This is a genomic window from Sphingopyxis sp. PAMC25046, from assembly GCF_004795895.1.
Lineage (GTDB): Bacteria > Pseudomonadota > Alphaproteobacteria > Sphingomonadales > Sphingomonadaceae > Sphingopyxis.
Map to the genome: position 1 here is coordinate 3,426,541 of NZ_CP039250.1, position 21,445 is coordinate 3,447,985.

The 21,445-nt window shown below is 62.5% G+C and carries 14 protein-coding genes; 4 read left to right on the forward strand and 10 right to left on the reverse strand.

All coding sequences use genetic code 11. The features are described from left to right. The first annotated feature begins 12 nt into the window (after positions 1-12). The gene (locus E5675_RS16145) at positions 13-192 is read left to right on the forward strand and encodes a hypothetical protein (RefSeq protein ID WP_136175426.1); all 180 of its coding nucleotides are present in this window, start codon (positions 13-15) and stop codon (positions 190-192) included. Between the two features lie 100 nt (positions 193-292). Here the strand turns inward: E5675_RS16145 and E5675_RS16150 are convergent, their stop codons facing one another. The 6 genes from E5675_RS16150 to E5675_RS16175 form a co-directional block, all read right to left on the reverse strand. Next, on the reverse strand, positions 293-1,135 hold the full coding sequence (locus E5675_RS16150; RefSeq protein ID WP_168707901.1) for a hypothetical protein: 843 nt from the start codon (positions 1,133-1,135) through the stop codon (positions 293-295). Between the two features lie 14 nt (positions 1,136-1,149). After that, the gene (locus tag E5675_RS16155; RefSeq protein ID WP_136175428.1) at positions 1,150-3,066 is read right to left on the reverse strand and encodes a DUF4365 domain-containing protein; all 1,917 of its coding nucleotides are present in this window, start codon (positions 3,064-3,066) and stop codon (positions 1,150-1,152) included. A 158-nt stretch (positions 3,067-3,224) separates the two neighbouring features. Beyond that, positions 3,225-4,985: a UvrD-helicase domain-containing protein gene (locus tag E5675_RS16160; protein WP_136175429.1), complete on the reverse strand. Its 1,761-nt coding sequence runs from the start codon at positions 4,983-4,985 to the stop codon at positions 3,225-3,227. Next, the gene (locus tag E5675_RS16165) at positions 4,978-7,053 is read right to left on the reverse strand and encodes an ATP-dependent endonuclease (protein WP_136175430.1); all 2,076 of its coding nucleotides are present in this window, start codon (positions 7,051-7,053) and stop codon (positions 4,978-4,980) included. The genes E5675_RS16160 and E5675_RS16165 overlap by 8 nt, the downstream gene beginning before the upstream one ends. A 412-nt stretch (positions 7,054-7,465) precedes the next feature. Further along, complete coding sequence (locus E5675_RS16170) at positions 7,466-7,729, reverse strand: hypothetical protein (RefSeq protein ID WP_136175431.1); 264 nt, start codon at positions 7,727-7,729, stop codon at positions 7,466-7,468. Then, the gene (locus E5675_RS16175) at positions 7,726-8,895 is read right to left on the reverse strand and encodes a DUF4365 domain-containing protein (protein ID WP_210727552.1); all 1,170 of its coding nucleotides are present in this window, start codon (positions 8,893-8,895) and stop codon (positions 7,726-7,728) included. The genes E5675_RS16170 and E5675_RS16175 overlap by 4 nt, the downstream gene beginning before the upstream one ends. Here E5675_RS16175 and E5675_RS16180 point away from each other — a divergent pair. Next, entirely contained in the window at positions 8,878-9,216 is a 339-nt protein-coding gene (locus E5675_RS16180) for a hypothetical protein (RefSeq protein WP_136175432.1), read from the forward strand. The genes E5675_RS16175 and E5675_RS16180 overlap by 18 nt on opposite strands. A gap of 20 nt (positions 9,217-9,236) precedes the next feature. Here the strand turns inward: E5675_RS16180 and E5675_RS16185 are convergent, their stop codons facing one another. Further along, positions 9,237-9,470 (reverse strand): hypothetical protein, encoded by a 234-nt coding sequence (locus E5675_RS16185; RefSeq protein WP_136175433.1) that lies wholly within the window; start codon positions 9,468-9,470, stop codon positions 9,237-9,239. Between the two features lie 22 nt (positions 9,471-9,492). Between E5675_RS16185 and E5675_RS16190 the strand changes: the two genes are divergently transcribed. Further along, positions 9,493-13,920, forward strand: coding sequence for a hypothetical protein (locus tag E5675_RS16190; protein ID WP_168707902.1), 4,428 nt, complete (start codon positions 9,493-9,495; stop codon positions 13,918-13,920). A 43-nt stretch (positions 13,921-13,963) separates the two neighbouring features. Continuing rightward, on the forward strand, positions 13,964-15,064 hold the full coding sequence (locus E5675_RS16195; RefSeq protein ID WP_247594896.1) for a DUF3800 domain-containing protein: 1,101 nt from the start codon (positions 13,964-13,966) through the stop codon (positions 15,062-15,064). Positions 15,065-15,108: 44 nt separating this feature from the next. Here E5675_RS16195 and E5675_RS16200 read toward each other — a convergent pair whose 3' ends face one another. The 3 genes from E5675_RS16200 to rlxS all read right to left on the reverse strand — a co-directional run bounded on the left by E5675_RS16200 (position 15,109) and on the right by rlxS (position 21,430). Beyond that, complete coding sequence (locus tag E5675_RS16200; RefSeq protein ID WP_136175436.1) at positions 15,109-17,925, reverse strand: SEC-C metal-binding domain-containing protein; 2,817 nt, start codon at positions 17,923-17,925, stop codon at positions 15,109-15,111. Between the two features lie 502 nt (positions 17,926-18,427). Then, positions 18,428-19,372, reverse strand: a complete 945-nt coding sequence (locus tag E5675_RS16210) for a nucleotidyltransferase and HEPN domain-containing protein (protein ID WP_247594656.1) — start codon at positions 19,370-19,372, stop codon at positions 18,428-18,430. 81 nt (positions 19,373-19,453) lie between these two features. Further along, on the reverse strand, positions 19,454-21,430 hold the full coding sequence (rlxS, locus tag E5675_RS16215) for a relaxase/mobilization nuclease RlxS (RefSeq protein WP_348769808.1): 1,977 nt from the start codon (positions 21,428-21,430) through the stop codon (positions 19,454-19,456). Positions 21,431-21,445 lie beyond the last annotated feature (15 nt).

The following is a 21,445-nucleotide window of genomic DNA, read 5'->3' on the forward strand; positions in this document are numbered from 1 at the left end:
GCACTGGCTCCCGTGGACCGTCTAGCAGCCAAATATACGCTCACGAACAATGTACTCACCACGCCGCTTGACAAGGCACTGGTGGATGCCAACAGCGTGCGGCGGATGGAGCGGCTCGACGGCCTGCCGACCGATTATTCAGCGGTGGGCGACAAGAGCTGGTCGGCTTCGGGCAGCGTCATCGCCGAATAAGCCAACTGCCGGGCAATCGGCATAACGATCTCGCACGCTCGCCAGCCGCAGACGCGGGCGGACGTTCGAGCCATGCCGAATAGGCGGCCAAAACCTCGCATCAGCGCGATGGAGTCTGATAGGCCGGCGGCAGGATCAGGGCTTCGTCATTCTTCGAAAAGGTCGAAAGCAGGCTGCGAAGCTCGCCGTGCAGTCGCGAGGAGCCTTGATCTCCCGTCATCATGCCGTTGAAGTAAGTGGCATAGGTTACGAAGATCGAGTCCACCTGGTCGTTCAGAAGCCTCTCATCGTCCAGCGCCGGTCGCCCGTCCAATATCCACCGCTGGTTGAGCAGCAGACGCGCCAGCACCTGGCGGACCGCGAAATCGTTGAGCACGTCGAAATAGTCATGCGTGTGGAAGCGACATTCCTCTTCGAGGAGGTAAGCAGCGCCCACGACGGCGGTCTCGAGTAGAGTCCCGAGCATCTCCTGTGTCAAAATGCCTTTGCGCAGGTTACGGATATCATCCTTGGAATAGAGCGCTGCGAATATCTCATGAAACTCCCGAAACTTTTCCGGCGACTGGAGCGCGAGAATGTCTAGGGCCTTTTCGTGGAGCATCAGGCTGCTTTCGACCATGTTCGTCTCGTTGAGGCTGATGAACGGGATCGATGCCGCGTGGAGCGGGAACGTCCTAGTATATTCGTCCCAGATCATCTCCTGCACATAGTCGGGCTCTCGGGAGTCCAGCCGGGCGATGCGTCCCGTACCTTTCAGGACCAGCACCTGCGGTGAAAATTCGCCCAACACCGCCATCGATTTCTGGATCGTGATAAGCGGGTTGGTCTTGTATGCCTCGATCGATGCGAAATCGATCAGGACGGCATGATTGGAAGGGCTAGCGGCAAGGAAGTCGCGCAGCTCCTCGCTTCGCAGACGATTGCTGTCGATGACGACTTGCATACCCTTGCCCTGGCTCAAGCGGTACCGAGACCCGAAACCGTAAAGCTATGGTAGCTGTCGCCGTCAAGCATACGCAGAGTGAAACCGCCCTCGCTCGGCCGCTCACTCTGTTCAAGAAGAACCATCGCCGCCTCGTCAAGCGCCTCCAGCATTTCCGGCGGTGCCGATTGCGCTACGAGTTCCCCACGCAGATGATCGTAGGCCTCCGCACCCTTGTGATGAATTGCGACGCTCATGATGCAGAGCAGGAGCATCTCGTCTCCGAGCGGCAAGGCGCAAATGACGGCATTGGCCCAGGCTTCGACATCTTGGGGTTGAGCGATCGCGCAAAGCAGAAAATGATGGAGCGCAGCGCTCCTGTTGCCTTCGCCCGCACGGGTTACCCCTAGATTGAAGCGCGCTCCCGGGTTAATGGCGTCGACCTCGCGCAAGAGCCTTTCGAGGTCTTCGGGCCGGTCGTGGCCGTCCGGGTGCAGAGCGAGGCTCGCTTCCGCACGGCGCCGCGGCACAACGACCGAGCCCACTTCCTCGACCAATTGATCACAGATCAAGATCTTGAGTTCGGCTTCTGCCAACAAGCGGGGCGCTGTGCATCCAGGGACCGCCAGCTTGAAACAGCACAGCGCGGCAGCGACGCATCCCGCCAGTAGCAACGCATCCGCAAGCAGAAATAGGAGATCCGCGTCATCAGGATTCTGGAGCACGGCGCCCCAATAAGCTTGGGCCGACGCCCTGTAGCGGCCCGATACAAACAGGAGACCGCCAAGCTCGGAGAGATAATAGCCGGTATCCAGATAGGCCGACCGCAGCTTCCGAGCCCGGTTATAATGGGCGACGGCGAGCGCGCGTTCATTTTGCGCGCGATAGAAATTGCCGATCGAATAATGGGCCGCCGCCCCGCTCGCTCCGTCGATCGCTCGGGCGGCAGAAATAGAGGCGTCGAAGAAGGCATCCATGGCAATTCGGCGCGTCCCTTCGTCCTGTGGCGCCTTGTAAATCGTGAGTGAGAGCGCGCCGTAATGCACCCCGGTCTGCTCGTGAAAGCCGTTGATGACCGCGAGCTTGACGAGCGCTGGAAGATCGCTTGCGAGCGCGAGACAGGCCTCGAAGGCAAGGTCTTGGCTATGATGGGCAAGCCCACGCTCCGCAATGAGCTTGGCCAACGCCTCGGCTTGACGGATGAGGCGTTTACGGCGGAACATTCGCACGAGCGCATAAAGTATCGAGACAAGATAGTCGTCGGGACCGGGATCCCGCAAGTCGAAGGTTGCACCCGTGACCGTGTCGATGCCGACAGCCAGAAAAGCCGGCTCAAGCCGAGCAAAGGCCTCGACTTCAGCAGGTTCGTTTGCCGCTCGAGCCAAGGCACCGCGGCTGTCAGTGATCGCTCGGGCAATCGCCCGATCGACATTGTAGCGATCCGCGACAGGAATGGCTGAAAGATCGACGCGCAGCGGAACCGCCATGCTTGGAGGATATGCGGAAAGCCGCCGCCGCACTTCGAGCGTTCGCCGGATGTCAGCGGGCGTCGCCCCGTTCCAACGCTCGCGCGCGCCGAAGCGGTAGGTGAAGGTCTTCTGTTTCTCGCCGAGAACGGTTCTAGACGCGATATACGAGGCCCATTGCCAGTTAAACGAGGCGTCGGAGCTGTCGTAGCGCACGACGGCGGTCGGCACATCGAATGACAGGAAATAATCGAGCTGATCGACCTTGAGTCTGACCCGATCTGCGCGCGCGTTATCGTCGGTTGCGCGAAGCTGAACGTTGAAGGTCAGGCCGGTCGCACTCCCGTCTTCATTGTAGATTTCGACTTCACCATCGATCCCATAGTCAGGCGACTTTCCGCGATAGACCCAACCGGCCGGAAGCGCGTCTTCAAACCGGCGGATCGATTCCTCTTCAAGTATGTGCGAGCGGGCGCGAATAGGCATTCACCCCATATGTCGTGTGCGTTCAGACGCCGCAACCAGCAAGGTCCGCACCAGACAGGATAGGTCGTTTTAGCATAGCGCCCAAGGCCCGCGCCGACCCCCTCAACTGAAATACGTCGCAGCGCCATGCGTCGAGATCGGCGCGACCGCCTTGTCATTCAGGCAGCGGGATCCCCAGGAAGAGCTATCACATTGGCCCCGCCGAACAGCTCGGTGACTTTGGCGAGCGACGCATCGCTCAGTATTTGTGTGAACAGAAGTGCCAGCCGACGCTTCGGGCGAGAACATGCGACGTAGAACAAGTTGCGGTTACTCTCGAAAAATGCCGTTCTCTCGACCGGTGGACCAGGGTCGATCCACTCCAGCATTTGAGCGAAATTATACATGTTCCAGCCGCGGCCAACGACCACGAGGACATTCTCGAACTCGGCGCCCTTGACGCCGTGCTTCGTCGCAAACGGTGTGTGGCCGTCAATGAAGGCGTCAACCGCGATCAACTCGTCATAGGGTACGTCGCGCAACTTGCGCAATTGGGTTACCCGGCGCGGTTCCCCATCGACTGGCTCCGGACCGACGGCAGCCAGCTGATTTTCCCGGTCGATGACAGCCTCGGGGATGCGAATATGTGCCTGGTCCTTGAGGAAGTCCACGATATCCCCGATCGTGCCGGTCGCGCGAAGCTGAACGAGTTGCTGGAACGACTGGGACCAGGCCGTCTTGTCCTGGTGCCTGCGGATGTTCGGACCACCAGAATCCAGACACCCAAACATCTCGCCATAGCGTTGAGCCTGGAAAGCCGCACATGCCGGTTCTACCTGGTCCGCCAAGAACTTTATGTGCGGATCCTCCTTCTTTAGCCATGCATCGTTGAACTGACCATATATCCGCTGGATCGTCGGGTAGCCTTGTTCCCGCGCAAGGACGCTGTGGCTGAGCATCAGGATCTTGGTGTGCTCGACGGCGAAGTCCCATCCTTCGTCGGTGAGACGCCCCTTGAGATGGTCGAAATAGTCGCGGGCCGCCTCGGGACTGGTGTCGCCGGTCCAATGTCCGCCGCCTTGTCCAGTGCGTCGCTGCCCCGGCCAAGCGTTTGTGTGAAACAGACGCGCCTCCCCGGGCGCGTCCGCGTCGCTCGGAATTTGGGGTAGCGCCGGCCTCATGCGATTCAGCATCGAGACGATCGGGCCGGCCGAGCGGAAGTTGGCGTTCTTGTCTATTATCTCAAGTGCCTCATGCTCTACCGCTCCGCATCCATCTCCGTATATTTTCTGCCAGTGATCGCCAAAGAGACCGATGACCGGCCCAGTGCCGGTATCGAGAAAATGTTGCTTCAAAGCGGTGACAAACCCCGCATCGGTATCCTGATATTCGTCGATCAGGAGGATTGGGTAGCGCGCTGTCATCACCGACCGGAATTTCTGCCGCCCAAGGAGTTCCGACATCAGCGTGAGCACGTCCTCGTGGCGCAACGAGACCTCGGTATCGGTAATGCGCGGATAGCCAAGATCATATTGGATGGCGCGAAGAGCGAGATCGGGCACTCCCGCAGCCGCTAATCGTTCGTCCCAGCCAGGAAGCGTCGGAACCAACGCGCGTATCTCGGGCTGGAAATCCTGTAAGAGCGACCAACAGAAGCCGTGGATCGTCTCCGGCCGAACTGCAGGATGAGCCTGGACGCGGGAGGTGATCTCGTCTTTTGCTACGTTTGTGAAGGTTATGCAGCCGATCTGTTGCCGGTTGCGCAGCAGCGCGGTTCCGCGGAGCGCGAGCAGGCGTTCGAGCGCCTTCTCGAGCGAATAGGTCTTCCCGGCGCCCGCCCCCGCCTCAAGGCGAAAGCTGCGGCCCTCGTCCAGGCACTCGAACACTCTCTCCAATGCAAGGCGGCCCGCGGCCTCGGCCGGACTCTCCTGATCAGCCATTGTGAGACTGCCCGCCATCGGCCAAATCCACCCCTGTGACCCCGGCCACCAGCCCCGCGGCCACGTCCTCGGGCGCTAGGACTGGCGCGGGATTCCCCTCTGCCAACCAGCGCAAGCCCTCGACGATGTATCGGGGCGTATCCCACTCGGTATTCTCGATGGCGTGCTCGAGCGCGAAGCTCGACTTCTTTTGCTCCGAAGCATGCTCGTAGGCCAGCGTCGCCTGGTCTCCCTCGCCTAGCTCGAACATCCCCGGATTTGCGAGGATGAAAGCATCTTCGAAGCTGCGCGCGGACGGTCCGCCATCTTGTTCCGGTATTTGATAGGCCAACCGCCGATTACCGTTCACCCTCTCGTCCGGCGCCTTGGCCAGGAGCTCGGCGGGCGACACGTCAGGTTCGAACCAGTCCTTGATGCATGCATTGCTCGTGAATGTTCCCTGGGCCACCGGCACGGCGACGCGCTTGTTTTTGTCGTTGGGCGCCACCGAGTCGATATCAGTGATTATGAGGGTCCGAAGTTCGAGAAAGTTGAGGAGGCCGAAGAAGCGGTGCGCATAGGCCCCACCGACCTCCATCACGGTGAGATACTGGCTGCTGAGCTGCGCCTGTCCCACAGCAGCTGCGTCGGTCTTGCGAACCATCGAGGGTAGCAGGAGACGTTCCGATGTTCCCTCGATGAGAATTGCCTTGTCAGCAAAAAACAGATCGCAACGTGACAGCGTAAGATATTGGTGAAGAAACTCGCGAACGTCGGGGTGGGTGCCTGACATTCCCTGACGGAGATCCTTTACGAGCGACCGCCGCATGCCCTCGCCATCGGGAACTGACAGAAAATACCGAAGACTCTCGAACCGGGCTTCATTTGCCATGTGCGGTGAGTGCGTCGTTACGACGAACTGCACCGGCCAAGGCCGGTCAGCGTTCAGCTGTGCAACGAAAGCGGCAGCCACCCGCTCGAGCTGCCGAATGAACACCTCCTGCATCTGGGGATGGAGATGGGCTTCAGGCTCCTCGATGAAGATCAGATGGACACCCGCAGACGTGGGCGTCGCCTGATACTCTCGGAAGAAGCGCAAGAGCTGCAGGAGCATATATACGAGATTTCGCGTTCCCAAGCCGTTGTAGGTCTCGGGCAAGGTCATTCCATTTACGCCGCGATACCTGACTCTGGTATGATCCTTCAGAAGCTTGTTCACGTCGAAGCTGGTCTCGGTCACGAGCCCGGGATCCGCGAGACCAGGGTATCCGAAAAGATCGAACGTCGGGAGGAGCGAGGTCAAACCGGAGTTGAAGCTGTTGTGAACGTCCCCCTGGATGGTCTCGACGACTTCCTTGAGCTGCTCAGCTGTGGTTCGTCGGTCAGCATCGATATCGTCCGTCAGAGCTGACTGAAACAGCACTTCGACGACTTTGCCAAGGACGTCCCGCTCGCGGATCGTGTCGTCGTCGAGGCCGCGCTGGGCGTTGATGAACCCGCCTCCGATCAGTGTCGTGAGCATCTTCGTCTCAAGCGTTTTGCGGTTGGTGGCGTCGTTGGGATCAACTGCCTCGAGCGTCCCTGCGTATGCAGCAGGAAGCCGAATGCTGAGGTCGCGGAAGAAGCGGGCCCGGTCATCGGCGACATTGTCGAGCGGCGTTATGTGGCTCGCGAAAAATGCCTCGGGGGCTGCCGCCTTGGGGCCGAACCGAAACTCGAGCCGAGCCTCTTCGCACTCGTCATTGAGATCAATAATGCAGTTGCCTAGTGGCCCAAGGTCCGGGGCATCCGTGTCGTATCCGATGTCGACGACCAGCCGTATCGACGGTAATAGTTCGAGAATATCGACGGCCTCTGGGTCGGCGCGATAGGCTTGGAGCGCGAGCCAGAAGCTTTCGTGGCAACCGAGCGAGAAATCCTCGAGACGAAAAGCCAGGCTCCCTCCCGACAGAAGGCGCCGAAAGAGCTCAGCGATCGACGTTTTCCCACTGTTGTTGCGTCCGACGATAAGTGTCGTCGATTCTTCAAACCCGATTTCGACGTCCCGCAGGAGTCGGAAATTCTCTATCTTCGCTCGGACCAATCGCATTCGATTCCCTCCCCCAAGGCCCGGGTCATAGGCGCAGCGGCAAGGCTTGTCGCGACACGAAGGATCCGGAGTGACCGCGACCTCGACGGTCGCTCTCGCTCGAGCTCATGATTTATTCCCTAAGACAGAATTGATGGTCCAATTGACCGCGATCGTGGCGGCTACCAGAGCGCGCGCGTTTCCATCCATGCGAGGATGTCGGCAAGCTTGAACTACGGACGCGGTACCCTTCCCCGGCTCACATCATACTCCTTAGGGAAACCATCCGGGCGATCGCGCCGATAGCGGTCGATGGTGCGCCGCGACAGCCGCGCCAGCCGAGCGAAATCCTCGACCGAAATGAACTGCGCCTGCGCTGCCAAAGTGATTTCAGCAGCTGTCATACATCACAGAGGCGACGACCGACGCACACCTACGCCCCGCTCCGGCGCGACGAGAAAGTCAACATGATGGCTGCGCTTGCAATTCTGGCCAAGCTATCCGACCTGAAACCATTTCTGGCAGATAGCATGGAGTTTGCCGCCCGCGTTAGCATGGCAAACTGCGGGCCGAGCCGCTGGCACAGGTTGCGCTCGGACGTCCCGTTGCGGATGTTGGCGCTCTCATTGGCGCAGAAGTCTTCGAAGGCAGCGAAAAAGAGGCGTCGCATCGCGCCGCGCGAGACGTTGCGCCTCATCGCGCCGCGCCCGCTTGCTGCACCATCGCTGCCTGAAACTCCTGAATTCGCGGCAGACGGGTCGAAAAGGAGTTCGGCACCATCTCGAAGAATGCCTCGCGAACAACCATCGTGGTCCCGATGTCGGGCAACGCGCCATTTTCCACCAGGGCCAGTTCCTGATCGCGGATGTGCCGGACGAGATCGCGTCCCCGCGCAGTGAGCGGTGCGACGAAGTGCGGCTGTTTCTCCCGGTCGATCCAGTCGATCAGGCAGTCGCCAAAATCGATACGCGCAAGGTTCTGCGCTATCAAAAACCTGACGAACCCAAAGAGGAAGAGATGCTCGTCCTCCCCCACGCCGAAGCCGAACTCATAATCGGTGCGGGCGAGGTTCGCTTCCGCAACCATCAGCGGCACATCCATGCCATAATAGATCGAGCGCGCGATGTTCGTCAGGCCGTGCGCGAACAGGTCGAAGTGCGAGACCGGAAAGCTCGCGTTCGCGCTGCGCGTCGCGATCATCGTCGCGCAAACCTCGTTGAGGTCGTCGATGAAGCCGCTGCCGTCGATCCCGTCGGTCTCGAACAGTGTCGGAGCGGTGGCGGTCTGGAAAATGCTGTGCTTCGGGAGGCGGACGGCGGCTCCCGCCCGCTCGCCACGCAGTTGCTGGCGAACGTCCGCCCAATAGGAGATGTCCGTGTCGGGATTGTGAAGGATCAGGAGAACGGGAAGCGGATGCTGTTCGATATAGCGGCGGTGCTTCGCGTCAAAATAGAACAGGAACGCATCCTCCGTCTCGTTCGCGAAATAGGAGATCCCCGACTTGACCTGCACGCTGAGCAGTCGGCCGGTCGCATGGCCGGCGGCGTCGACATATTCGATCTGCCCGTCGATGCCGACATCGCCCGTAGGTGTTTCACGCCAGATCAAGCCAAGACGAGCGACGGCGACGGCGACGGCGTTCACGCCGAGGCGCTCGGTTTGATAATTTCTCGGGCTTTGAGGCAGCATCGCGGCATGATGCCGCGGTGATCCCCGGCAAGCAATCCGGATCGTCGCTAGAGAGCGGCAGATGTGCCAGATAAGGGCAGATAAAGTCTGCCGTCGTTGGGCTTTGCCGGGAGGGTCTGATATCTGCCGAGCGGTGCCTAAAAGGGGGAAGTGAGCATGGAACCAAGCATTCATCCAACCGTCGTGGCCGCCATCATTGCAGCCGTCGTATCCTTCCTGGTCTCCAAGGCCACGCTCCACCTAGGCCGCGAAAGACTGGACCGCGAATTCAAACTCGAATTCTCGACAGAGATCGCCATCGGGGCGCTTCTCGATTCTGGCGAATATGACATGCGAACCTTCGACAGGATCAAGGCCTATCTGCCCGGCTTCGATAGCGACAATGAGTTGCGGCGGCTGCTGATCCGCTCGGGCGGCGTGAGCTTCAAGCGGGAAAGTGACGGCGCCGAGCTGTGGGGCTTGCTCGAAAAGCATCGGGGGCAAGCCTTCAAATGACGTGCCGGGAGCGCAGGATATTAAGCCCGGACCGGATCAAAAAGCGCGCCCGCCGCGGTTGCGCGCTTCGCGGCGCACCACCATCTTCGCTGCGCAACGAGTGTGTGGAAGCCGTCCTCGAACGGACGCGACGAACGAACCGCCGATAGGGGAGTGAGGAAAATTCCGAGATCAGTCGCCGCGCCGCGCAGAAGTGCGCCCAATGGCGGCCGGATCGCCATTGCGGGCTTTCTCTTCCAGATCTTGCGCAGCATCCACATCGGGCTGCGGGCCACAGTGACGCTGCGTCATGATGATGCGGCGCCCGAGCTCTCGACTATGCAACTCGCGCTCGAACCCGACACCGGCGGCGACCATAGTCTGACGACGAATGGCGCGACGATCATCGAGCAGGTCAAGATGCGACGCTCGTCGCGCGGTTGGTCGCCGGGTGAAATCGCCAAAAAGGTGTTTCCTGACCTGCTGAAAGCGGTGAAGCCGGGAACGGAGCAGAGCTTCCGCTTCGTCACCGACAAGGAGCAGGGCCTCGCGAGCCTTCGGGGCTTTCTCGACGCCTGGCAGAGCGCGCCCGACCCGGCGGTCAAACCGCCCCGTCTGGCATGGGGTCGTGAGCGGCTGACGCCAGAGGCATTCGCCGCCCGGCTTGCGACAAGTGCGGAGGTCGATCCGGCCGATCCCGCCTTCCGCGCGCTGCTTGCCGGGCTTTCGATCGAAGTGGTCGATACGAGCGATGCCGTCGCCGACGTCGAACGGCTTCTGGCGCCGCTCCTGGAACCGGGACAGGACGCCGAAACCAAGCGCCATGAAATGACCAGTCGCTTGCTCGGCGCTGCCGAAGACGGGCGCACGCTCGACGCTGCCGACCTTCTCGCCCTCATCGCGCCCCAGGCGATGAAGCGGCTCGGCCATGCGCAGGCCCTCCCCGCGCTACTGGCCGCCAGCGTACGCTCCGACTGCGCCAACATCGGCTACGACGCGTCGCGCGACGCAAGGCCCGTGCCTGTCATCCCGAGCGCCGCGCTGACGCTGCTCTCGGCGGAATCCGGACAGGGCAAGACCTGGGCGCTTTGCCGGTCGGCGATCGCGAACAGCGAAGCCGGACGCCTTTCGGTTGTCGTCGCGTCCCCGCAGAGCATCGAGCAGATCGTCGAGCATCTCAACGCGCGCGTCTGGCGCGTCGCCTATGGACAGAATACGGCACCCGACGTGATGGCGCAGCGGCTTGCGGGGGCCCTCCAGAACGATGGCTATTGGCTCAATCTCTATATCGACGATGTGCAAAGCCGCGACCTTGCGGGAGCGATCGCGCGCCTCGACTGGGGTGCTCATGGGATCCGCATCATCGTCTCCGCTCAGCCGCGCGTAACGGAGGTTTTCGAGCAGCAACGCAGCGACTGCGACATTGTCCCCATCGAGAATTTCAACAGCGCGCAGTTGCGGCGCTTCCTCGAGCGCCATGACCGCGCCGCGCCGCTGGAGACGATGCCCGACGATGTGCTGGAGCTGCTGATGAAGCCGATCCATGCCCGCGTATTTGTGCAACTGCCGCAGTCGGATGGCTGGACCGGTGTGACCGAATATCAGCTGTTCAAGGCCTATTGGACTTTTTCAACCACAGACGCGCGCAACCAACGCGATCATCGATCCGATGGCGACCGGCTGGCCGAGCTCGCCGGCTCGCTCCTCGGGGACAATCCCCGCTATCCCTGGCCGCGCCGAGATGCCGAGGCGGTCGGCCTCGATGACGCGGCGCTCGCACGGCTCGAGCTGGTCGGTCTGATCCGCTGGGACGATGGCAACGCGCTCGTCTTCACGTCCGATCGCATGCTGAACTGGGCCGTCGCCGAGTATCTCGCCGTCCGCATCGTCGACCAACGCTGGGGTGCCGAGCGCATCGCCGACATTCTCGACCGGATCGAAGCCCACGCCGGCGCCCTCGCGCGCCTCGGCTATGTCTTTCTTGACCTTCTGTGGCTGCTTGCGAAGGCGACATCGCCGGAGAAGATTGCCGACGTCCTTCTCCTGCGCGCGCAGCGCCTGCCGCACGAATGGCGCGGCGCCGCGATGTGGAACAATATCGCTACGGTCGGGCCTGACGTCCTGCCCGCGCTCGAAAACCTCGCCACTCGTGTCTATGACGAGGACCGCGACTGGGACATCCCGAGGAATATCCCGGTCGCGCTGGCAGCGATCGCCGAGAGCGACCATAAGGCGGTTGCAGGCGTGGTGGGACGACTTCTCGCTTCTGAAGCACCGCACGCCCGCCGCGTGGCCTTTCGCACGGCGCGCGCCCATCCCTTTCCCGAACTGCTCGACGCGCTCTGGACCCAATATCTGGAGCGCAACGAAGAATTCGAACGCCATCTCGCGAGCGGGGCCGAAGACGATAATTTCAACAGCCGATCGGCGCGCGATATCGCATGGACGGCCGCCAAACTCGCCGCCGCCTCGCACGACCGCTGGCTCGACGCGCGCATCGCCGCGAGCGACGATCCGGGCGAGCTCGATCAACTGCTGTGGGTGCTGACCGACCGCTCGGGCCTCAAGGACGAACGCGCCGATGCGATCTGGCACCGGCACCGCGATAAATTCCTTCGGGTTCTTCCGCAGCACAGCAAAGCGCTGGTCAATGCACTCGGTCATTTTCGCGATATCGAGGGTCGCGAATGGCTCGACGCGGTGCCGCTGAGCCGCGACGACTGGATGTCGTCGCGGGTCCTGCGTTCGCTGGCGCGCGTCGATCCCGACAAGGCGCTCCGGCTCGTCGCGGCGCGCGACGAGGATTATCGGTGGAGTTCGTCGAACTGGTGGCTGCCCGAGCTGGCGTTCACCCATCCCGACGAGGTCGCAGCGGCCATCATGGAGAGCGCGCAAGGGGCCGACGATCCCCTGACCGATGTGGTGCTTTATTATCGCTCGCATCTCGACCTGATCGACGAAGCGACGCTCGAGTGGATTCTTGACCGGTTTGCCGATGCCCTTGCCGCTTTGTCGGCCTCCGATTCGGACGCAGAGGAGCGGCTCGGGTCGCTGCGCCACAGCCTCACCTTCCTCGCCGAACTGGTCCTTCCCTGGCAATTCGAGTGCCTTGCACGCCGCGCCGGGACAGCGCTCGAAGAGGAACTGGTGCGCCTGGCGACGAGCCGGACCGGGCGCACGAGCCGGTTGCGCGATACCGAAGGCAATGCGTGCGAACGGCTGCTCGCCGCGATCGGCGGCGAGGGCTATGACCTCCTGGTGCGCGGCGAACTCGGGCGTCCCGACGGCTTCGGCCGCGAGGACGGCTATGCCGCCGCGCAATGGACCGAAGCGAGCGAGGTGCGCGACGCGCTCGATGCGAGCAGCGAGGCGGATCCCGACGGCTATCGCGCGATCCTCCGTATGCAGGCGCTCGCCGTCCACGAACGCGACGCGAAGATCGAGGACATGGTCCGCAGCGGGGCGCCCATCTATGTGAACGCCGCCGACATTCGCGGATCGGTCGGGCGAAACTGCGACACGCTTCTCGCGCGCGTCCACGCCCTCCTCGCCACCGGCGACGAAACGGACGCCGAGGTCGCCGCGAAGCTCGCTGGGTTCCTCGCCGACGGAACCGATCTGGCGATGCTCATCGAATTGTTCACTGCGTCCGGGACGAGCAACCGGGTACGCCGGTCGATCCTCGGGACGCTTCGGGCGCATGAATTTTATGACGCGTCGATCCTGCCGGTGGCGGGGGCGATGCTCGAAGGCGACCTCAGCGACGAGGGCCAGTTCCTCGCCGTCTATCTGTCCGAATATGGCGACGGGCACGCGCGCGCGCTCGTGATGCAATGGCTCGAAGGCCAGGATCTCGGCACCTGGTTCCAGTCCCGCGACCTCTGCCTGATGGCGCTGCTCGACCATGAGGACAGCCGCCCCGCGGTCATCGAATTTCTGCTCCGCTCGCGGCGCAACGGTCACATCCATCTCGACATGCGCTATCTGACCGTGTTGGCCGACGCAGGCGACAGCGATGCCCAGGCTCGCATCCTCAGCGGCGCCTATCGCGACGCAAATGTCAGCTTCCGGGGGACCGGCGACGCCATCCGGCACCTCGCAAAGTCCGACCCGGACGAAGCCTTTTTTGCGGCCAAACGCTATCTGGCGCGCCAGGGAGCGATCGATGCCATCCGCTTGATGCTCGAGCTCGACCGCCAACAGGCGTTGCCGCTGCTGATCGCGAAATTCCGGTCGGGAAAGCCGTCGGTCAAGGCTTCGATCGCGCGGCAGATGCGCTTCCATGTGCCAATGGCCGAGCTCAAGACTCTCGTCGACACCTTCGCCCGGGGCAACGGGGTGCGCGATCGCATCCTTGCCGCCGAACTCGCCAGCTGGATGCCGCCGTCGCTCGACTTTCCCTGGCTTGCGGACTTCGCCCGCGCCCAAAATCGCGAGCTGCATGACATCGCGCTTGAGGCGATCGCGCGCCGCCAACGCGAGGCCGGCGCCGCTGTCCATGTCGAAGCCTTCGACCGGTCGAGCAAGCCGCAGAAGCGCGCGCGGCTCGATGCGGTCTTCCATTCGGTCGATCCGCACCTCCTCTGGTCGAAGGACGATCCCGCAAGCCTCGAGGCACTGTTGGACCGGGTGCCCCAGGAATTCGTCGTCGAGGCCCGCGATCTCTACGCGAGGCGGTCGAAGAAGGTCGCCGAGGACGAAAAGAAGGCCGACAAGGATGATTGATCGCTCAGCGAAGCTCGCCCCGGCGCCTCCCGGCCCGGCCCATCTGGCGCATACGGATTATTATCTCGACGAGAGCGGCAATACCGGTGACCTCACCACCGTCACAAGCGAGGCTTATTTCACCGAGCAGCGCATGTTCGCGCTGGCGGCGCTCGGTTGTACGCTCGACGACAGTTTCCGGGCGGCCTTCGACGCCCTCAAGACGGCCCACCGCGTCCAGTCGGCGGACGTGAAAGCGAAGCAGGTCTATCACAAACCGCGGTTCCTCAGCGCTCTGCTGGAATTGCTGGAAGCGCGCGGCTGTCCGCTCTTCATCGAGGCCGTCGACAAACATTATTTTGTCGTCATGCACATCATCGAGCGGATGGTGATGCCCTATGTCGGGGACTGCGACACCAGCCGCAAAGCGCTCTGGATGAAGAGCGTCATGGCCGATCATATGGCCGTCTATGCGCCTCCCGAGATAGCGCACGCCTTCGCCTCCTGTTGTCAGAGCCGGGATCACACCGAAATTCGCGATCTCTACAAGCGGATCATCGCCTGGGGACAGCAAAGCCGGGGTCCCCACCCCGACGTGGCGGCTGGGATCGTCCGTCTGACGCGCGACAGTTTGAAGGATTTTCGCAAGCTGCCAAAGGCCAGGGCCGTCGAGCGGGCGCTGCCCGTTCCCGATACAAACCCCGCCGGGAAGCTGATCTGGGTGCTTCCGAACCTTTCATCCTTCACCCACATCTACGCCCGCATCAACCGCTTTGCGCAGAAGCGGGTGGCGGGGATAACGTTGTTTCACGACGAGCAACTGCAGTTCGGAGACATTCTTCAGCAAAGCAAGGACATGGCCGAAGCTCTAAATTTGAAGCTGCCCCTGATACCCGCCGACTTCGAATATCAAGAGTCCGCTGACTTGCGATTTCTGCGCTCGCAGGATTCGATCGGAATCCAGATTGCCGACATTCTCGCCGGCTTTGTGGCGCGCTACGTCGAGGAGGCGATCTGGGGCGAGACACCGATGCATCCCGAGAAGATGGCGATTTTCGAGCGACTCGTGACAATGGGTGACCAGAGCCTCGGGACGGGGATCAATTTCGTAGCGCCCACGAGCCTGGTGCGGATGCTCGGCATCGTCCCGCAACCGAACGTCTAGGCCATCATGCATCAGCCCGGCGAGGCAAATGCCGACGGACCTCCTTAAGACCTGCCATGGCAGCGTTTATACTTCCGTCCCGAGCCGCAGGGACACGGGTTATCGGGCCGTATCTTTCGGCCGATGAGGTTCGGCTGTCGGATCAGATGCTTTCCGCGATCCTGACGCGGGATCGGGGTGAGCTCGGTTTGCCCGGTCCGGATCGCTTCGATGAGCGAAGCCTGCCGCCCGAATTCGCGAGCGCGCGCGGCAGCGCCGCCGAAGTTGGACAGGATCGCCATTTCCCTGTCGGCAGCCTCGAAATCCCCGTTCCATGCAAGGACGACCGCGTAGAGGCTGCGGGCTTCATGATCGAGGTCGGTAAGACCGTAGCGTTCGATCAGCGGCAATATATGTTGCTCGGTTATCGCGCGTGCATGCTCGGCGTCCGCCATGAAGAGCAGAGTATCTTCGACCGCATCCATCGCCGAACTGACAGCCGACCGTCCAGCGCCGGCGGCATTAAAGAGCTTGGTCGCCTGGATACGGCGAAGGCCCGGCAACTGACCGGTTTTTGCGACCGTCGAAGCCCACAGATTGAGCACATCGGCTGTCCGTTTGATGTCGTCAAACTCTTCGACCGACTGGAGAAGCTCGCCCAAAGCGGGGCCGTTGGAGCCGACCAGCCGGTGTTCGGGAAACCCGAGCGCCTTGAACATATCGTCGATGAGCGGCTCGGTCGTCTTGCGAACCGCGTCGAAGGCTCCGGCCCGGTAGAGGGCCAAAGCCCTGTTGTGCCGGAAAATCCGGGATTCCATCGATCGGCCTTTGGTGAGGCGTCGACCGGTCTCGGACAGGCGATCGATTTCTCGTCGGTCGCCATCGCTCCCGGCGATGACCAGCTGCTTGAAAAGCAGATTCGACCGTTCTCGATTCTCGAATTCGGGATGCGAGGCGACAAGAGCAGCCATACGCTCGACCAGTGCCCGATCGGGCGTGCCGCCGTCGCGGCTCTGCCAATAGGCGACGGCATCCATGGCCCAGAACCGGTCGACCGGACCCGCTGTCTCGTCGGCGGCCGCCGCCAGCAACGTCTCGAAAACAATCGAGTGGTTGCCCTGCTCGTAGAACATTTCCGACGTCGCAAGCTCGACCAAAGCGTCGGTTTGTCCGACCTTGGGAAGGAGCCTGACAAGAAAGGTCAGCCGCGGGATGTTCGCAGACTGCCGCAGCGACTGCATCAGCATCGCGCGCAGCAGCGTCAGCGCATCGACGATCCGGTCGTCGTCCATGAGCGAAGCGTGCGCGACCGCCAGAGCGCGGAGCGCGTCGTGGAGGCTCAATCCCCCCGGCGCGGTGCGGATCATCGAGGAACGCCGCAATTCGCGGAGCGCAGCAGCTATCTGGACCGGTGTTCCGACATCGCCGAGATAGGCCATGGCCTCGTCGTTCGTGATCGGAACGTCGCAGAGGCCAAGGAAAGCAGCGACATCGCGGGCTTTGTCACTCAGCGCTGCAAAATTTCGCTCGAGGATCAGCGCCTGCGCGGTGTCCACAAGCTGCGTCTGCCCGCGGATCGATGAGATGAAGGCATCGACATCCCCGTCATGATGCGAGGCTGTCAGCTGCTCGGCATTGGCCACATAGAGCGGCAATCCCCCCGTCAACGCGAGAATGCCGTTGGCGCCTTCGAGATCGATCGCGACGTCGGCGGTAGCAAAAACGGCCGCGACAGCATCGGGGCCATAGCCGCGCAGTTCCTCGGCCTCGACGTTGAGCTGCGCTTCTGCGAGCGCGCGTTCGGGCCAGGGCTGGCCGAGTGCCAGAAAGGACGTGTTGGGTGCAGCCTCGACGACACGCTTCAAATCGTCGACGCTGAGCTCATGCACATTGTCGAGCACTACAAGCGCGCGCGTTTCCTGCTCGACGAGAAGCCGGTCGGCGGATCGAAGGAGCTCAAGACCGGCGCCGGGCGCCAACCGCGGCGCTCCCGTGGCCGAACCGACGAATCGGGCGACCAGCTCACGGGCCAGGTTGCTCGCGACCGAAGCGCTCGGAAGCCCGGCTGCATCGAAATAGGCTATCGGCTCGCTTCGGTGCCGCGCGGCTTCCGCCGCCCACGACGTCTTCCCGGCGCCCGAAAAGCCTATGATCATGCGGACGCGCTGATCGGACAGGATGGGCGGCTCATCCTCCTGCGGATAATAAGGGCGTGGCGGCTCGGGAAAGTCATGCAACTGCGCCACGATCTGGTCGAGCATCAGCACCAGTTCGCTTGCCGTAATGACATGATTGCCTGCGCCCGACGACCGCCACTGTACGATGGCTGCGAGCTTCAGGACCAGATTGGCCGGCGACAAACTGCCGAACGGAACCGATGCCGCCGCCGTCTCGCCGTTGGCGATGGCGCCAGCCACGGTGGTTGCCGGAAGGGGCAAGCCGTTGGACGACGGGCGGCCGGGCGAGACAAACTCTACGTCGCGGGGCCAATCCTTGGCCGACAATTGTTGAAGCAGCAAAGGCGACGGTTCGGCGTTGGCGACGATGGAAAAGGACGCAGATCCGATCCGCTTCCCGTCCGCATGGTCCTTCCGAAGCGTGTCGAACCGCGCCAGCACTTTTGTCAGATCGCTCGGTACGATCGGCCTTCCACGTGTCTTGACCTGGATGTAGCTTGTCTTCCCTTCCTCGCGAAGTTCGATATCTTCGTCGCGCTCGACGGAGACCGAGACGATATCTCGGCCTTGCATGCCGAAGAGTAGTTGGACCGCGTAAAGATGCTGGTAGAAGTAGCCGCGATGGACCGCCTCGATCCGGACCAGCTGAGCCGTGTCGAGAACGGGTGGCAGGGCCATATCCGCGTGGTCGTCGCCGTCAGCCAATCTTCCCTCCACCCTTTTCTTATTCGGGTCGATATGGACCGCCCCGCGCCTGATTTCGAGAAGTCGCCGGAAGTTTTTGCACCGGATTGACGTCTATTTCTCCGGGAGGCCGTGCCGCCGCGTCTGCAGCTGCGACGGCATTCGCGGTGGGGCATCAGCGCTGATCTCATCGGGAGATGCCGACCGCCGGACCCTTCATAGTTCGACCCACATATCGTCGAGGCGGATGGCCGTCATCGTCCACCAGCGACCTGATGTCCGCTTCCGGGTTCTAGTCGAATCCAGCACAATGGCCGACATGAGGCGCAAACCGGACCGCGAATGGTGCCGGGCGTTGAGAACAAATTCGAGAATTTGCGCCACCGCTTTTCGCCGAAGCATGCACATATGCGGCGGCCGCCCGGCGATCGCGACATAGCAGATACTTGGCATGTCGGCGACACCGGGATCGAAACGATCGTTCTCAAATCGAGAGGATTCCACGAATTACGTTTGAGGAGGCTCAGAGGCCAGCCTGAGATTTCAACGCGTCGACTCGTTCGCGGCAAATTTGCCCGACGATATCTCGAAGCCTCGTCGCGGCCGCGGCGAGCGCTTCCAGGTCATCGGCTGCTATCGTATAGCTCGACGAATAGCGCGCCTCCACATACGCGCGCTTCAATAGTTCGAAGCGCCGTCGGCCGAGTTTGTTCTCGCGCGGCCAAGCTTCGACGAGCCGCGGCTCGCGGTCCTCAGCCAAGGATCGGAGAAACTTGATGTTGTGAGAGCGAGGAAAATAAAAGGTGTTGGTCAACAAGTAGCAAGCGTAGGCACGCTCCACAGCTTGGTGAAGGGTGAACGCTGCCGCCTTGCGCCAAACGAGGTCATCATTCCCGCGCCCGACTTGAAAATCGACCGTTGCCAATTGAACGTCGATGGCCGGTAGACATTCTTCAAAATACCCCGCCGCCATCTCGTAAGCGTCAGCCGGCGTGAGCGGTTTGGGAACCGCCAACGCATGGTTCGGCAGCTCGTAAAGCATGATGCCGTCGCGCAGGATATCGACCCAGAAATATTCGCCGCGACCAAGCGCGCGATTCACTTCGTCGAGCGTGTGCACGATGATGTTGAGCGTTCGGCCGATCGCCGGGTCGCGCAGGATCTTATCCTCGGCGAGATACCAGTGATCGGCGATGTCGGTCAGGTCGGCGTGACTGACGATGATCAGGATGTCAAAATCGGACTGGTAGCCATTCTCGGGCTCATCGACCCAGTCGCTGCGCGCATAGCTTCCGAACAGGATGATCTTCAGGATCTTGCCGTTGCGCTTGACGTCCTTCGTCGAGCGCTCGATCGAGCGCGCGAACTCCTCCATCAGCACCAACTTGATGCGCTCGAGTTCGTCCTGCTGCTTGGAGGGAAGATGGTCGATTTCTGATTTCATTTCAGCGAGGAATCTGGCCGACATTCGATGCGCTGGCAAGCCAAACCGGATTCATTCCGGAGCAAATGCCATCGAGCTGGCGAGCATGCTTTCCACCTTGGCCGATCATGAAATCTGCGGCCCTCCCCGACCCCGGCCGATCGTCCAGCTGACGCCGCCTTCGCGCACGATGCCGGCGACGTCCTTCCCGACATGCCGGTCGAGCAACGGTTTCCAGGGCACAAGGGTAAATTCCCTGGCCTTTTCGACGACGCCATATCGGCTGCCCGCGCCATCGATCCGGCGCACGAGCCTTCCCTCGACCCGCTCGCCGTTCGCGGTCTCGGCAAACTCCTTGCCAAGCTCGCGGGCAAGGCCTCGGGCAAGCCGGAGCAATTCGCGGCGCTGGAGCGCCGCCAGCGCGCCTTTCCGGAAAGCAATCCCATCGCCCGCCGCATCGGCTAATTCCTGCTCAATCAGCCATTGCCGGCGGAGCGCGATTGCGGTGCGGACCTCGCGGCCGAAGCCCTTGTCGCGCCCCGAGGCGCGGACGCTATCTTCCGCGCCGCGCTCGAGCCAGGTCACCGCTTCGGCGCGGATCAATTTGTCGACTGGTACGGGAGACAGGATTTCGGCCGCGACGGGGCGATCCTTCGCGGCCCTTGCCTCGTGGGCGGCAGCGCGCGCGAGATGATCGCGCGCGATTGTCCAGCTGCCATCCTTCGCCCTCTCGACCGCTCCGCCCTGGCGGCGCATCGCCTCGAGCCGCCGGACATGGGTTTCGATATAGGCCGCTGAGGCACCTGGCTCGTGCCGCAAATGGGCCGCCTCATCGTATCGTCCGCCATTGTCTGCGGCGATCGCGGCGATCGTGCGATCGACCGCGCGCGGCCCCTGCGCCGCCGGGACGATCCGCACGATGCCATTGTCGGGCAAGGGCCCGACGGCATCCCCCTTCCCGATTGCGACATAATGGCTGCGACCGTCGAGGCCATCGACAATCAGGAAATGCCGGTCGGCGAACTCGTCAGCAAGGCCGCGCATCACGACGCGGCCGACGAGCGCCTCGGCGAGCGGCGCATCAGCGCCGTGGATGACGCGGTCGGCCGGCGCGATGCCGCGGGCGCGAGCAGAGAGTTCGCGCTGCATCGTGCGGACGATGTCGCCGCGCTCGCCCATGCGCGTCAGCGTCGCCCGCATATCCTTCGCGAGCCGCCACTGGCCGGGTGCCACCTCGTCGGCGAGACCCAAGGCCCCGAGTTTTTGCAAGCGGCCGGCGCGGAGCGACTGGACGAAGGGGTCGCCGTGCCGCGCCGCGACGACAAGGTTGGTATCGGCTTCGCGGAGCAGCTCGCGGTCGGCATCGATGAGCCGCTCGGCGCCGATATCGTGGCGCATCCGCGTCTCGATTTCGAGCTGCGTCCTCGGCCCGAGGTCGAGAGTCGCGATCTCGCTCGCGCGCGCCCGCAAGCCATGCGCGATATATTCGCGGGCGATGACGAGATTCGCGCCGCGATCATCCTTGCCGCGCAGCATGATATGGCTGTGCGGATGGCCCGTGTTGAAATGGTCGACCGCGACCCAGTCGAGCCGCGTCCCGAGATCGGCTTCCATCTGCGCCATTAGCCGCCGGACGAATGGCTTGAGGTCGGCATAGAGATCGCCCTCCTCGGCCGACACGATGAAACGGAACTGGTGCCGGTCTCCGGCGCCGCGCTCGATAAAGGATTTGCCGTCGGCTATATCCTCCACGGCCGAATATAATTCGCCGGGCTGGCCCTCACGCGTCACCCCGTCGCGCTGAATATATTTGAGGTGCGCGCCGGCGGCAGCGAGTCCCTTTCCCCCGAGGCGAACAAGACGGCACTTCACGATCACGCGCCGCGCGGCATTTCGCGTGCCGGCGCGGCGCGATGCGAGCAGCCTTCCGGTCGCAGCGCCGCGCCCGATCCGGCTGCCGTCGAAGCGCGCGCGGCGCGTCGCCGTCGCGCTCGCCACCACCGCGCCGGCCGAGAGAATTCGTCCGAGATATTTGCTGGCCCGCCGGCCGCGCGTCGCGCGCATCTTGCCGAGCCGCGGTTCGAACTCGTCCTCGCCGCTCACCGCCCAATTTCCGCG